We start from the raw sequence: 14,950 nt of genomic DNA on the forward strand, positions 1-14,950 counted from the left end.
CCATCGGGCGACTCATGACCGAAGCGACGCTTTCGATCACCGATCCAAGCGAAATCCTGACCCTGTTTGGGCCCCGCGACCAACACCTCCGCAAACTTCGGCGGCTGTTCGACGTCAGCATCACCCAGCGCAACGGCCAGGTTCTGATTGCGGGCGAGGAAACAGGTGTCCAGCGGGCAACGCGGACGCTGGAAAAACTTCGGCACCTCTCGCGGAAACAGGGCGAACTATCCGCCGGCGACGTCAACAAGGCGGCGATGGAAGAAGGCGCGATCATCGAAGGCAAGGTCGAATCGGGCCCCATCGGGGAGGAGATCCAAATCCAGCATGCCGGTCGCCGTATCAAACCGCGAACCCGAGGCCAGGCGACATACGTCGACGCAATCCGGGCACATGATTTGACGTTCGCAACAGGACCCGCCGGTTGCGGAAAGACCTATTTGGCCGTCGCGATGGCGGTGGAAGCCCTGCGATCCGGGTCGATTCGCAAAATCGTACTGGTTCGTCCGGCCGTCGAAGCGGGCGAATCGCTTGGTTTTTTACCAGGCGATTTGCGAGCCAAGTTGAACCCGTACCTGCGTCCGTTGATGGACGCACTGGGCGAGATGGTCGACTACAATCAGGCTCGCAGTTTGATGGAAGAAGACGTCATCGAAGTCATTCCACTTGCCTACATGCGTGGGCGGACGCTCAACGACGCCTTCATCATCTTGGACGAAGCCCAGAACACGACCGTTGCACAAATGAAAATGTTCCTGACCCGAATGGGCGAACACAGCAAAATGGTGGTCAGCGGTGACGCAACCCAATTGGATTTGCCGCGCGGTGTGACCAGTGGGTTGCACGATGCGATCCGCCGGCTTTCCAATATCGACGCGATCGGTATCGTAGCCCTGCAGGCCAGCGACATTGTCAGGCACAAATTGGTCCAACAGATCGTCGCCGCCTATGATGGCGACGACTTTTCCGGCGATAACTCGCGTAAAGGAAATTAACACGATCGTTCGTCAATCGCGATCGAATCGACTGCCATGAGCGGTGCATCTAAAAATCGAACTCGTCAAGAACGCGTTGAATCACTTGGGAAATCGAAACCCAGGTTGGTTCAATGGTGGCACGACAGCGACAAGACCGATGTTTCCACACGGGTCGGCATTGCCGTACTCGCGGGTGTCGTCCTGCTGCTTTTGTGCGAGACATGGCGTCCGCCGTTCGCGTATCGCCTGAATGCGATCCCGGCCCGCGACCTGATCAGCCGCGTGACCTTCGAGGTCCCCAACGAAAGCGAAACGAAGACCCTTCGCGATCGCAAACGCCGCGAACAGTTAGCGTTTTATCGCAACCGACCGCAACCGCTCGACCAACTTCGCGCGGCGCTCAAAGACCAATTGTTTCTGACGTTGAGCGCTCCGTCGTTCGACCAAATGAGCGAAGAAGAACGGTCGGCGTTCACACAGTTCTATATCGACGACGAAACGGAACCCGACGACACTCCGGCGATACGGTTCTCGATGCTGAAGTCCGTGTTGGCGAGCGACCCCGAGCTGAAGACTCTCGACGATGCGATCCTGATCGCGATGCGAGACAACTACAAATTCGGTTTGATCATGGCGCTTCAACACTTGCCCGAACAAGGCAGTCAAGAACGCATCAAGGTATACCCGGTCGGACGCCCCGACGAGGTGGAGTTTGTCGAAATCGCCGATGCGCGAATCGCCCAAGCCGGCGTTGCGCTTGCCAAGCGGTTACGCGAGCAATTCCGAACGAAGTTTCCAACCGACGATTCACAAAAAGTTGCTGGCATGATCAGCGATTGGATCGTGACGCGTCTGCCCAAATACGAAACACTGCAATACGATGACGCCCTCAGCGAAGAGGCTCGCAACAAAGCGGCCGAGTCCGTCGAACCCGTGATGACGACCTTTCGTCACGGCGAATCAAAGCTGGCCGAAGCGGGAAAGACGTTGAGCGCAAGCGAGATCGGATTGCTACGCTGCGAATGGGGCGAACTGGTCGCCAAAATGCGTTGGACCGACAAGGCCGCGCGGATCGCGGCTTACGGAGGAATGATTGCGGCGCTGTATCTGTTGTGTTCGTCGTACATTTTCTTTGTCGATGATCGGCGATTGTTGCTGGATCGAGTTCGCTTGTCTCAGTTGCTGGCCGTGATTGTTGTCACGATCGCACTGGGCTATTGGGTGTCGGGCGATCGATGGCGAGGCGAATTGGTACCGCTGGTGATGGCTTCGATCCTGACCGCAGTCGTCTATGGCCGGGAACTGGCATTGCTGCTGATGGCGGCCGCTTGCGTCAGCGTGACGTTGTTTCTTGGATCGGACTTGGCAGAGCTTGTCACCGTTTCGGCTGCTTGCACAAGCTGCATCCTGTTACTTGGTCGCATTCGCACGCGAACTCACTTGCTTTACATCGGCGCGACATCAGCGGTTATCACCGTACTGACGGTCGTCGGCGTCGGAATCGTGACGGGACAAACGTTATCGGCCGGTTCGCCGGGCGCGGGCATCGAATCGCTTTATCGTGGTCCACAATTTGACATGGTCGTTTGGGGACTGATCCGCGAAGCGTTCTGGTCGGGGTTTTGCATTTTGGTTTCGGCCAGCGCGATGACGCCGCTGTTGCCGCTGGTCGAACGCGGCTTTGGCGTTCAAACTGACTTGAGTCTGCTGGAACTTGGTGACGCCAGCCACCCGCTGCTGCGTCGTTTGGCCCAGCGTGCCCCGGGAACCTACAACCACTCGATCAACGTCGCATCAATCGCCGAAGCGGCTGCCGATTCGATCGGTGCCAACGGGTTGCTGGTCCGCGTCGGCGCGTACTTCCATGACATCGGCAAGATGTTCAAGCCCGAGTACTTTATCGAAAACCAATCGGCGGGCGTGAATCAACACGATTCGTTACAGCCGGCCATGAGCACTTTGGTCATCATCGCGCACGTCAAAGACGGCGCCGACTTGGCGCGCAGCCACAACCTGCCCGAACCGATCATCGACTTCATTGTCCAACACCACGGCACCACGCTGGTCGAATATTTCTATCGCGAAGCCGCACGTCGCAGCGAAGAAGACCCCAACGGTGAAACGGTCAACGACAAAGACTTCCGCTACCCGGGCCCCAAACCGCAAACTTTGGAAGCCGCCGTGATGATGCTGGCCGACACCGTTGAAAGTGCCAGCCGCACCTTGGTCGATCCGACGCCGTCGAGAATCCAAAACTTGGTGGAAGCGATTTCGAACAAGAAAATGAGCGATGGCCAATTCGACGAATGCGGATTGACCTTCAAACAGCTCGACCGCATCCGCCGATCTCTCGTCAAATCTCTTACCGCGATCTATCACGCACGTGTCAAATACCCCGGACAGCAATCGGCTTGATGCCGACCCCGACGAGATGGCGCCGTCCCCGGACGGCCCCCCTTCGTCGATCGAAGTCGAAATCAACGTCGATGCGAACATCGATCGTGCCATCAACCACCGCGCCATTTCCGCAGCGGTCATTGCGGCCGCAGATTCTCGCGGTTTTCGCGCCGGCCAAATTGGCGTCCGCGTCACCGACGACCCCACGATCCGGCAAATCAACGACAAACACCTGGGTCACGACTACGCGACCGACGTGATCAGTTTCGGTTACTCGGCTGACTTGCCCGTGATCGAAGGCGAATTGATCGTCAGCATCGACACGGCGATCGAGAGAGCCCGCGAATTGGCATGGCCGACAGAACACGAGTTGCTGTTGTATGTCGTCCATGGAACCCTTCACATTTGTGGGATGGACGATCACGACAATGCTGATCGCGCGGCAATGCGACGGGCCGAAGCCGATGTGATGACGCGACTGGGCATCGACGAGATTCATCGCTGCGGCGCCGACATGGATGCGAGCACTCGTACGGAGTCGCGATCTTGATCGGTATCATGCAGTGGTGGGCGATGTCGGCGATCGGATTCGCGCTCAGCAGCGTCGGCGGATTGGGCGGTGAACTGCTCGATCGGTTTGCCGGTCGGTCACTCGAAATCTATTGCCGGCTGAAGAAAAACCGTGATCGGTTCGGTGACGTGCTCGACCACCAAGACGCCGCCATCGATGGCAGTGCCTATTTGCGAATGATGGGCACGGTGCTGTTTTTGGTCTGCGGCACCGGCGCTGTGTTCGCGTCGCCCGACGGTGTGACGCTTTCAAGATTGGCAACGTGGACCGCCAGCGCGGGCGGATTGATGATGTTGATCCATGTTTGGATCCCCAATTCCGTCACGCGATTCGCATCGACTCCGGTGCTGTATCACACATGGCCGTTTTGGCGCGGACTGTCGGTGTTGATGCATCCGCTTTCGTTGCCGGGCCAATTGCTGGACTTGGTTGCCAGACGTTTGATGGGAACCGCTGAAAATGAAGACGAGGACGAAGAACAACTCGAAGACGAAATCCGCACGATCGTCACCGCGGGTACCCGCGAAGGTTACTTCGGCCCCGGTATTCGCGAGATGATCCAAGGCGTGATGACGCTTCACGAGGATACGGTCGGTCACATCATGACCCAACGTGGCGACGTGGATGCGATTGACGTGCATTGGGGATGGGACCGAGTACTGGGCGGCATCGTCGAAGCCGGGCGCACAAGGTTTCCCGTTTTCGAGGGCACACTTGATAACGTTGTCGGGATTCTTTACGTCAAAGACCTGCTTCCTTTCTTGGTCGATGGATCAACGCCCGAAAAACAATTGACCGAGATCATTCGGCGACCGTGGACCGTGCCAGACAACCGCAGCGTCGAATCGATTTTGCGAGAATTCTTGCACAGCCGTTCTCACATGGCGATCGTCGTCGACGAATTCGGACAAACCGCCGGTGTCGTCACCATCGAGGACGCGCTCGAGGAAATCGTTGGCGAGATCGTCGATGAGTCCGACGAAGACGAAGAATTCGGAATTGTCTTGGTCGATGAAGAAACGGTGGAGGTCGATGGCCGAGTCATGATCGACGATCTGAACGAAACAACGGCCTGGGATTTACCCGAAAGCGACGACTATGAAACCGTGGCTGGATTCGTGCTGTTTCACTTTGGTGCCATCCCCGAAGAGGGGCAAAGGATGACAATCGACGACGTCGAGATCGAAATTTTGAAAGCCACGAATCGAAAAATCGAATCGATGCGGATCCGATTGCTCGGCGGCGAAAACCAAAAAGTCGGGTAAACTAACGCCGACTCGCGCCGCTGCCCGCGTTTTACCCAGTCTGATTGTGGCTCGCTAGCCGCACCGCTAAACTGTTTTCAGGCGGAAAGTGACGCAAATACACTCTGAAATATGATTCTCTGGAAACCCGAATGACCATGAAAGTCGACTTGAAAACCGAAGACGTCGGCACCGCCCGCGTGATCTACGATGGCCGCGAATTCGAGCTTCCGGTGATCGAGGGCAGCGAGGGCGAACGGGCCATCGACATCAGCAAACTTCGGGGATCCACCGGCCTGATCACGCTGGATGAAGGATTCGTTAACACCGGTTCAACGCGCAGCGCGATCACATTCCTTGACGGAGAAAAAGGCGTCCTGCGTTACCGCGGATATCCGATCGAGGAACTTGCCGCGAAATCCGATTTCATCGAAACCGCCTACCTGCTCATCTACGGCGAACTCCCCAACGAAAAGCAAGCAACCGATTTTCGATCCGGCATCCGTGAACACACGATGATTCACGAAGACATGCGATCGTTCTATAACGGGTTCCCACGCGACGCCCACCCGATGGCGATTCTGTCGTCGGTCGTCGGCGCGTTGTCGACGTTCTATCAAGACTCGATGGATCTGAATGACGAAAAGCAAGTCGAGATTTCGATTTACCGGTTGCTTGCCAAACTGCCAACGATCGCGGCCTACAGTTACAAAAAATCGATGGGCCAACCGTTCATCTATCCCAACAACGAACTGAGCTACTGCGAAAACTTTTTGCACATGATGTTCGCGACGCCGGCACATGATTACATGGTCGATCCGGATTTTGCCGAAGCGCTCAATCTGCTGCTGATCGTGCATGCCGACCACGAACAGAACTGCAGCACGTCGACCGTTCGCATGGTCGGAAGCAGCAACGCAAACCTATTCGCTTCGATCAGCGCCGGAATCGGCGCGCTGTGGGGACCGCTGCACGGCGGTGCCAACGAAGCGTGTGTGAACATGCTGGAAACCATCGCGCGTGACGGCGGCAACGTCGAAAAATATGTCGCGATGGCGAAGGACAAGGAAAACGGATTCCGCTTGATGGGATTCGGACACCGGGTCTACAAGAATTTTGACCCACGAGCGACGATCATCCGTTCCAGCTGTGACAAGTTGCTTAAGAAATTGGACTTGGATGACCCGTTGTTCGAAGTCGCTCAAAAGCTAGAAGAGGTCGCGTTGCGGGACGAGTACTTCATCGAGCGAAAACTCTATCCGAACGTCGACTTCTACTCGGGCGTGATCTACCGCGCCCTCGGGATTCCAGTTGCCATGTTTACCGTGCTGTTCGCGATCGGACGATTGCCCGGTTGGCTGGCACACTGGCGTGAAATGCACGCCAACCCAGGTACGCGAATCAATCGTCCTCGCCAGGTCTATACCGGATCGCAAGAGCGAGATTTCATCGCGATCGAGAAACGATAGGGCCCTCCCGATTCGGATCACCCTACGTGGCCGTGCGACTACGTTTGCAGGGTATACGATGCGTCGCCCCTGCACTGCAAAGCAGTTCACGCCCCGCGAGCGGAGTCGTGGGTCCACGTGGGGTTGCCGATTGTGGTGGCGAGTTCGGTTAGCAGCTTATGCTGACTCCCTTTCGATTTTTTGGCGATCGAGTTGGCGATTTCTATCTCGATCCCGACGTACTCCGGCGCGGCGAACTTCGTTCGAATCCACGTCGTCAAACCGTCGTCGGTTCCCAGGTAGGGTTGGTTTGCCGCGATCCGCATTCGTGGCAACCGGGTTGCGAGATCCTTGCACCAAGCGTTTGCAATCGCCGCCTCGTTCTTCCGATCGGGATCGAACAGGATGCCGATGTCGACGGCGCGCCGCGTGCCGCGAAAGCGGGGCGTGAAGGTGTGGACCGACAAGTGGACCGCCAACCCTTCCGCAGCAATCGCCGCAGTCACTCGATCAAGAACCTTGCACCGGTACGGTCGATAGTATTTTTCCAAAACACGCGTCTTGGAACGATCGTCCCTGCCGATGCTGTACTTGGACCAAATGCCCGTGTTGCTGCCGCTTTATTTCCAATTGGTGGATCTGGGTGGTGGTTCGGATGCCGTCGCGAGGTTCCTGAGCTTGTATTGCCCGACGCCGTACTTGTCGGGGTGCTCGCAAGCGGTATGGACTCGCGACGAATCGTTTTTGATTCGCAACTACGATTACAGCTCAAAGCTCTGGGAAGCGACGCTGCTGCGGTCGTGCTGGAACGGCAAGCAAGTGATGGCGATGAGCGATTGCGCCTGGGGCGTGCTCGACGGCATGAACGAAGACGGGCTAGCCGTTTCGTTAGCGTTCGGTGGACGCAAGACGCTAGGCGTCGGATTCGGCATCCCGCTGATCCTTCGCTACATTTTGGAATTCTGCGACACGACGGCGCAGGCCACCGAAGTCCTGCAACGGGTACCAAGCCATATGGCGTACAACGTCACAGTCCTCGATCGCAGCGGGGCCCACGCCACAGTGTTCGTTTCACCCGATCGTGACGTTGTGGTTTCGCGTCGCAAGCTGGCGACCAACCATCAAGACACCGTCGATTGGCCCGAGCATGAACGGGCCACCGCCAGCCTGGACCGAGCTCACGTGCTTTCGATACGTCTGCAAGATCCCGATGAAACGCACGAGCGGTTTGTGGAACGGTTCATGGAACCGCCGCTGTACCAGTTCAATCATCAAATGGGTTGGGGCACGTTGTATACAACGACGTACAACCCGGCTCGCGGAGTCTTCACGTGCCGCTGGCCTGGTTACTGCCTTGAACGAACGTTCGCAGACTTCACCGAACAGGCCGTGGCCCTGCGATACACCTAGCTGGCGTTTTGGTGTTTAACAACAGTGTTTTTACAAGATTAGGCGGGCTCGAAGCATCAGATAGCGTCCTGTTTTTACCCTGCGGGCATCCTGATCGTGACAAACCGCCCTCGTGTTCTTTCGCCGTTGCAAGATGGATCGTTTTGTAAACGAAAAGCGTCTCTCTATCCTTTTGGAGGTGTTCATTGGTTGGCGTGTTTCCGATTATTTCGCTGTTGGTCGCTCTGGCTGTGTCGATGATCGTGACACGCGTTGCGGCGATGGCACTCATGTCGACGGGGCTGTCTCGCGCCTCGGCAAAATTCCAGGCCCGCTCGGCCTTTACCGGCGCTGGATTCACGACCACCGAATCCGAAATGGTTGTTGGCCATCCGGTGCGTCGCCAGATCGTTGCCACACTGATGTTGCTGGGGAATCTGGGTGTCGCAACCGTGGGTGCAACGGTCATGATTTCGGTCATGAGCACCACGAACTCGACGGCACAAACCCGATGGTGGATGCTAGCGATACTGGCTGCGGGCATCGGCTTTCTCTGGTTCTTTTTTACCAGTCGCTGGGTGGAGCACCATACCAATCGTGTGATCGCATGGTGCCTGAAACGATTTACGGATCTTGAGGTTCGCGACTATGTCGCCCTGCTCGAATTGTCGAGAGGCTATGCCATCACCGAGATGCTGGTAGAACCAGGCGACTGGCTGGCCGACAAAACGCTGGCGTCATTGCGGTTGTCCGATGAAGGAATTCTCGTACTGAGTATTCGTCGCGCGGGGGGCATCTTTCACGGAACACCACGTGGCGAAGACATCGTCCGAGCCAGCGATATTCTGATTCTGTATGGCGACTTGGACGACGTGGAAAAACTCGATCAGCGCCGTGCCGGCCACCAAGGCGATACGGAACACAAGCGATCGGTCGAAGAGCAGGATGAGTACGAAGAGCAGGAAAGAATTCGTCTTCAGGAGCTTGAGGCCAAGTTGCAGACCAAACGAAGAATCGAAGCCGATATAGAAGCCGAGCGAATTGCCCAAGCCAAAGCCGATGAGTGATTCCCCCAGTCCAATGGGCGGCGATCGTTAGACGCAGGGTTTGTCGTTATCAGACGCCGAGCTCATCTTCATCATGATAAATACAAAACATCCCAAACAACCGGCCCGCAAATTGCGGGCGAAGTGTCTTACGAAAGAACACCATGACGACACCCATTCAATCAAAATCACCGGACCACAAACCCGTGCAGCAAACAGTGCGTATCGCCGCGGTTCAGTATCTGCTGCGCTCGATCAAAGATTGGGATGAGTTTGAAAATCAGGTTCGCTTTGTGATGAAAGCTGCCGGGGACTACAAGCCACAGTTTGTGATGTTTCCTGAGATTTTCACCACCCAGTTGCTCTCATTCATGGACACCAACGATCTACGCAAAGCGGTGCGCGGGCTGGATGAGTTTACTGAGCGGTACACCCAACTGTTCGTTGAACTTGCCAAGCAATGGGGCATGTACATCATCGGCGGCAGCCACCCGACGATCACCGATGGCAAGTTGCTCAACACGGCCTATCTTTTTTCGCCCGAAGGCCAAATCTTCACGCAAGACAAAATTCACCTCACGCGTTGGGAAAAGGAGAAATGGCAGGGCGATCCGGGTCAGCACGTGCGTGTGTTCGACACCGCCTATGGCCGCATCAGCATTTTGATTTGCTATGACATCGAGTTTCCCGAACTCGCTCGGATGGTTTGCGAGCAAGGCGCAGACATTATTTTTGTGCCTTCGTGTACGGATGACAAGCAAGGCTTTTGGCGCGTTCGCTATTGCTGCCACGCGCGGGCGATTGAAAACCAAGTCTACGTGGCGGTGACTGGCACGGTCGGCAATTTGACAGTCGAGGGCCTCGGGCTTCACTTTGGGCAAGGCGCGATCATCACGCCTTCCGATTTCCCGTTTGCCCGGGATGGCGTTGCGGCCGAAGGCGTGCCCAACATGGAGCAAATCGTGATCGCCGACGTCGACTTGTCAAAGCTAGTATCCAACCGCATCAACGGAACGACCATTCCATTGTATGACAAGCGCGTGAGTGTCTACGAAACGGATGTTGAGGTGATTCAGGCCTAAGCGGACGATTGATCACTCGTCCAGCTCGGCGACATTCGTCAGACGATTGGATTGTCTTCATCAATGCTGACGGCGGCGAAAACAATTTCGTCCCCATTCGATGTCGCCTTGCAAAGGACTTTGTCCAGGGGATGGGTGATTTGAGACCGACCGCTGAGGACAACATCCCAATCGTCTGACTTCAATTCGCCCCCGGCATTGCAGTAGGCGAAAACAATATTGTTGTCAAAAGCCCGAGTCGTACACAGCGAATCGATCAACAGAATCTCGTCGTCGACTGCACCGTCGCAGTCCGCAGACCGCGGGAAAGACCAATAAGTCGGTGAAATGACCAGCCGGACGCCTTGCTTGACCATTTCGGCAAACAGAGCTGGAAAGGAAATGTCCCAGCAAATGATCATGCCGACCATTCCATAGGCCGTTGGAAAAACAGAAACCGTTGTGCCGGGAGTCAGCTTTGCTTTTTCCGTTTCCCAAAGATTGATCTTCCGATAAACACCGGCAACGCTTCCGTCTTTGTTGATGTAGTGAGCGGTGTTGTAAAGCGCGTCGCCTTCCTGAACGGTCCAGGTACCGGGAACGAGATCGACTTCGTACTTGATCGCCAGTTGTTGAAACGCCTCAAGACAAGCTGGTGCGGTCCCAACAAAATCCGTCTGACCTTCGAGCGGACCGTTGATCGCGTCCTCGGGGAATACGACCAGTTGGGCGCCTTGTTTTGCGGCTTGCCGAATGAACGACTCCATTCGCGGCAGGTTGATTTCGGGCTGGGATGGGGCAATTTCGAATTGAACGAGCGCGATCAGAATTCGCATTGAAACAAGATATCCTGGGTGATTTGTTACTAAACGACTTGGTTACTGGCCATCTGCCTTGTAAACCGTGACGCGGTTTTTGCCGGCGGCCTTGCTGCGAAACAGGCATTGGTCGGCGGCGGCAAGCAGTTCACGTTTATCTTTGGCATCGTCTGGATAGGTCGCCAAGCCGATCGACGCAGTGATTTGAAGGTTGATTTTTTCTTTACGAAGAAAGGTGTCGGACTCGAGCCCCTTTCGAAGAGTCTCGATCTTCTCGAGTGCCTCGGCCTTGCCCTGACCCGGCAGGACGATCACGTATTCATCGCCGCCGTAACGGACGATGCGATCCTCGGGTCCGAGATGCCGATTAAAAGTTTCCGCGGCTTCGCGCAACACCTGAGCACCTAGCAAGTGACCGTGGGTATCCACCACCGCTTTAAACTTATCCATGTCGGTGAACACCAGCGAAACAATCGCTTTGGGCTGCGCTAACAGTTCATCCAGAAACAGATGGAGAAAGCGGGTGTTGTGGAAGCCAGACACGTCGTCGGTTACGGAGATCTTGTGGAGTTCCTCCAAGCGATCTTTTAGTTCCAAAGAGAGCGTTCGCAACCTTAGAAGATTGTTGACGCGGGCTTTGAGTTCCGTCGGCTCGATTGGCGTAAGGATCACGTCATCGATGATTTTGCCGAGAAATCTCGATGCCGACTTGGCGTGAGCGCGGGGCAGAAAGACCAGGAACGGCAGAAAACCCGGGTGCTCAGACTTACGTCTTTCTTCCACGTGTTTCTTCAGATCGGCCAACGTGGGAGCGTCTAGAATTGCCAGATCAAACGAGATGTCCAGAATGTCATCGCCCGCCGCTGTGACGACTTCATGGTCGTGCGTTAGACAATCCTCCAGTAACGTGCGATTAGCTCGGTTGGCGGTGAGAATGAGTAGACGTGGTTTTTTCATGGCGTCTTGTCGACAACCTCGGGTTTACCAGTCAGCAGGCCGCGTAGGCCAGTCAGAGGTTCACCAACCTTCAGTCCGTATTTCGTGATCTTGAGCTGCCGCATCGTTTTTTCAAAGTCGCCCGCCCGCTTCTTCAGAACGCCGATTGCCTTTCGCAAATGGCCGTCGAGTTCCAGATAGCGAAGGAAAATGATGTTGTCCGAGAGGTAGCTCACCTTGCCATCGGTCGCCTGGAAATCTCCGGTAATATTTTCGACCTCGTTGATCAGAATCAAGGTGACGCCCATGTTTTTCAGGTACATACCCAGCCGATGGAGCTGGGAAGTAAAATCATCTTCGCCGCGTACGCACATCGCGTAACCTGCGACGCTGTCGATCATCACGATCTTGCGTTCGTGCTCTTCGACATCGCAGCGCACCATGTGCGCGAACTCATCTGCCGAGACGCGATCTTCGACCTGTACTAAAGTGAGAATGCCGCGATCAACCATGTCGCGAACGGGAATACTGATCTCACCACAGCGGTTCATCAGCGTGTCCGCGCCTTCCTCGAACGTATAAACCGCAGATCGTTCGCCGCGACCGGATGACTCCTTGATGAACTGTAATCCCAATGTCGTTTTACCGACTCCTGTCGGGCCGGTGAGAATCGTGACGGTGCCACGTTCAATCCCACCGTGAAGCAATTCATCGAGCTCGGGAATACCCGAGGACAGCGGTTCGGCGACGTGGTCGCGGCGGATTTTCGTGGACAGCAGGCGAGGAAACACCGCTATGCCTTGATCGCCCAGACGCATCGCATTCCTACCAGGCAGGAAGCCGGAACCGCGATACTTGGAAATCTTGATGGTTCGACCTTCCTCGGTCAGTTCAAGTTCAATTACACCGTCGGACATGAACTTCAGATCGTCATCCGGAATGTCGGGCGTTCCTTCCGAAGTGAACAGCACGGTCGCACCCTGATCGACCAGATACCGGAGGAAGGCTGTCGCCTGTTTGCGGTACTGGAAAACATCGGTGCTCAGATAACGGAACTGTGTCATCGAGTCGAGAAACACCCGCTCTGGTCGGACCTTTTCGATCGCCTCGACAATCTGCATCGTCATCGGATCGCGTTCAACCGCAGCGGTGGAAAAAATATCGTACCTCTCAACCTTGGCGAAAAACTCAGGAGAGGGACTCAGGTCGAGAAACTCAACACCCGTCAGATCGAAACCGAGTCCGATCGCATTTTCACGTAGTTGGTGCTCGGGTTCACTGAGCGAGACGTAGAGCACTCGCTCGTTGTTCTTGCTGCCCGTGGTCAGAAAGTGCAACCCCAACGTGGTTTTTCCGCAGCCCGGTCCGCCTTTGACGAGATAGGCATTTCGCGGTCTCAAACCGCCCTTGAGAATTTCATCGAGCCCGTCCACGCCGACGGAAAGTTTTACGTTGCTGGTCTCGGCAACAGAGGTTTCGGCAACAGCGGCTTCGGTTGCGGATTGCTTCTTGATTGTCATTGTTACTCAGATTGCCAGTGATGGCATTGTGGCGGCAGGATCGGGATGCCAGCCGCCGCTGAGCACTTTCGGCGTGACGAGAAAAAAGACATTCACCACGCACAATTCAGGTTACTATCGATCCGACGGCGATGCAATTGAGCGGACTCTTGGGAAAGCATATTTCGTTTGTTTTTACTTGAAAAACCCGCCCTTTGCCGACGGCTCCGCTCAGGGTTGAATTGCTGTCGTGCTGGGCGCAGAAAAAAACGCTGAGTCGATCGTGACAGGCACCTGGCCGGAAGATAACGTGCTAAGCTCCTCGTCCGATTCGCCGATGGAAATGTTGCTTAGCCTTTTTGCTGGGCAAAGTTGTTGGGAATTGGCAGACACACGAGCTTCACTTGGCGGGACCAGCTCTGATCTTATGAGAACATTTAAGTGCCGTTGTGGAAACACAACCTTCTTTGAGAACTCGCGTTGCGTCGCCTGCGACCACGCCCTGGGATGGTGCCCGGCGTGCGACAACATGACCACGCTGTTATCGACAGCGGAAGGCAAAAGCACGCTGCAATGCGGGCACCAAGCGTGCGGTGTCACGCTGGTCAAGTGTCGCAACTATACGCTGCACGGCGTCTGCAATCGCTGCTGCCTAAGCGAAAACAGTGATGCAAAAGATGCGGACCTGTGCGACTACTGTCGGTACAACGATACGATTCCCGACTTGTCGGTTCCGGGCAATCGGGACATGTGGTTGCAGTTGGAGGAAGCGAAGCGTCGATTGCTGTACACGTTGGACCTACTGAAACTTCCCTACGGAACCAAAGAGGAAGGCTTCGTGCCGCCGCTTGCATTTGATTTCAAAGCCGACAAGCTGCTTCAAGACAAACAGTGGCGTTCGCTGGGAAAAGAAGAGCGGGTTTACACGGGCCACGCCGACGGGAAGATCACAATTAATTTGCGCGAAGCCGATTCGGTGGAAAGAGAAAGGAATCGCGTTTTGTTCCAGGAGGCCCATCGAACGGTCGTTGGACATTTCCGTCATGAGATCGCGCATTACTATTGGCAGATGCTGGTTCAAGGAGCCTGTGAATCCGAATGCAAAGCCGTTTTCGGGGATCACGCCGAACCCACCTACAGCGAAGCCCAAAAGCTGTATTACGAAGATGGCCCCAAGCCGCACTGGCAAGCCGCTTATATCAGTGCCTATGCCACGATGCACCCGTGGGAAGATTTCGCCGAAACCTTTGCCACTTACCTGGACATGGTCAGTGTCCTGGACACGGCTTGGAACGTGGGCATCCACGGCGGTTGTGATCCGACGAGTGCCGAGTTGCCCACCATGGTCGACGCATACATTCGACTCGGTGTCGTTCTCAACGAAACCAACCGTGCGATGGGATTGATCGACTTGGTGCCGGAAATTTTGACGCCCGCTGTCGTGACGAAACTTGGTTTCGTGCATGACCTGGTCCGAAAGGCGTCGTTGCACTCATAACAAAACTCATGCGTCCCTGCTCAACCAGAATTCCACCGATAACAATTTTGTAGAAGCAGTAAGGAT

13 protein-coding genes are annotated in these 14,950 nt (G+C 55.6%); 9 read left to right on the top strand and 4 right to left on the bottom strand.

Annotated elements, in window-relative coordinates; translation table 11 throughout:
* Nucleotides 1-14 precede the first annotated feature (14 nt).
* From Poly51_RS00310 to Poly51_RS00330, 5 genes are all read left to right on the top strand, one after another.
* A complete protein-coding gene (locus Poly51_RS00310; RefSeq protein WP_146453365.1) occupies nt 15-995 on the top strand; it encodes a PhoH family protein in 981 nt (326 codons plus the stop codon).
* A gap of 36 nt (nt 996-1,031) precedes the next feature.
* Nucleotides 1,032-3,392: an HD family phosphohydrolase gene (locus Poly51_RS00315; RefSeq protein ID WP_146453366.1), complete on the top strand. Its 2,361-nt coding sequence runs from the start codon at nt 1,032-1,034 to the stop codon at nt 3,390-3,392.
* A complete protein-coding gene (gene ybeY, locus Poly51_RS00320; RefSeq protein ID WP_246114182.1) occupies nt 3,361-3,924 on the top strand; it encodes an rRNA maturation RNase YbeY in 564 nt (187 codons plus the stop codon). Before Poly51_RS00315 ends, ybeY begins: the two co-directional genes overlap by 32 nt.
* Nucleotides 3,921-5,210, top strand: a complete 1,290-nt coding sequence (locus Poly51_RS00325; RefSeq protein WP_246114183.1) for a hemolysin family protein — start codon at nt 3,921-3,923, stop codon at nt 5,208-5,210. The genes ybeY and Poly51_RS00325 overlap by 4 nt, the downstream gene beginning before the upstream one ends.
* Nucleotides 5,211-5,347: 137 nt before the next feature.
* Complete coding sequence (locus Poly51_RS00330; RefSeq protein WP_246114277.1) at nt 5,348-6,658, top strand: citrate synthase; 1,311 nt, start codon at nt 5,348-5,350, stop codon at nt 6,656-6,658.
* Nucleotides 6,659-6,744: 86 nt separating this feature from the next.
* Here the strand turns inward: Poly51_RS00330 and Poly51_RS00335 are convergent, their stop codons facing one another.
* Complete coding sequence (locus Poly51_RS00335) at nt 6,745-7,188, bottom strand: N-formylglutamate amidohydrolase (RefSeq protein ID WP_186775255.1); 444 nt, start codon at nt 7,186-7,188, stop codon at nt 6,745-6,747.
* Between the two features lie 10 nt (nt 7,189-7,198).
* Here Poly51_RS00335 and Poly51_RS00340 point away from each other — a divergent pair, with 10 nt between their 5' ends.
* The 3 genes from Poly51_RS00340 to Poly51_RS00350 all read left to right on the top strand — a co-directional run bounded on the left by Poly51_RS00340 (nt 7,199) and on the right by Poly51_RS00350 (nt 10,154).
* Entirely contained in the window at nt 7,199-8,047 is an 849-nt protein-coding gene (locus Poly51_RS00340) for a C45 family autoproteolytic acyltransferase/hydolase (protein ID WP_146453369.1), read from the top strand.
* 194 nt (nt 8,048-8,241) lie between these two features.
* Entirely contained in the window at nt 8,242-9,093 is an 852-nt protein-coding gene (locus Poly51_RS00345; protein WP_146453370.1) for a TrkA C-terminal domain-containing protein, read from the top strand.
* 143 nt (nt 9,094-9,236) lie between these two features.
* Nucleotides 9,237-10,154 (top strand): carbon-nitrogen hydrolase family protein, encoded by a 918-nt coding sequence (locus Poly51_RS00350; RefSeq protein ID WP_146453371.1) that lies wholly within the window; start codon nt 9,237-9,239, stop codon nt 10,152-10,154.
* A 38-nt stretch (nt 10,155-10,192) separates the two neighbouring features.
* Here the strand turns inward: Poly51_RS00350 and Poly51_RS00355 are convergent, their stop codons facing one another.
* The 3 genes from Poly51_RS00355 to Poly51_RS00365 are packed head-to-tail and all read right to left on the bottom strand — an operon-like array spanning nt 10,193 to nt 13,320.
* Entirely contained in the window at nt 10,193-10,969 is a 777-nt protein-coding gene (locus Poly51_RS00355; RefSeq protein WP_146453372.1) for a carbon-nitrogen hydrolase family protein, read from the bottom strand.
* 42 nt (nt 10,970-11,011) lie between these two features.
* Nucleotides 11,012-11,908 carry a GGDEF domain-containing protein gene (locus Poly51_RS00360; protein WP_146453373.1) on the bottom strand — a complete coding sequence of 299 codons (897 nt, stop codon included), beginning with the start codon at nt 11,906-11,908 and terminating at the stop codon, nt 11,012-11,014.
* Complete coding sequence (locus Poly51_RS00365) at nt 11,905-13,320, bottom strand: ATPase domain-containing protein (RefSeq protein WP_222435759.1); 1,416 nt, start codon at nt 13,318-13,320, stop codon at nt 11,905-11,907. Before Poly51_RS00365 ends, Poly51_RS00360 begins: the two co-directional genes overlap by 4 nt.
* A 493-nt stretch (nt 13,321-13,813) precedes the next feature.
* On the opposite strand from Poly51_RS00365, the gene Poly51_RS00370 reads away from it, so the two are divergent.
* Nucleotides 13,814-14,884, top strand: a complete 1,071-nt coding sequence (locus tag Poly51_RS00370) for a zinc-binding metallopeptidase family protein (protein ID WP_146453375.1) — start codon at nt 13,814-13,816, stop codon at nt 14,882-14,884.
* Nucleotides 14,885-14,950: the final 66 nt, after the last annotated feature.

The sequence above is a fragment of the Rubripirellula tenax genome, assembly GCF_007860125.1.
Taxonomy (GTDB): domain Bacteria; phylum Planctomycetota; class Planctomycetia; order Pirellulales; family Pirellulaceae; genus Rubripirellula; species Rubripirellula tenax.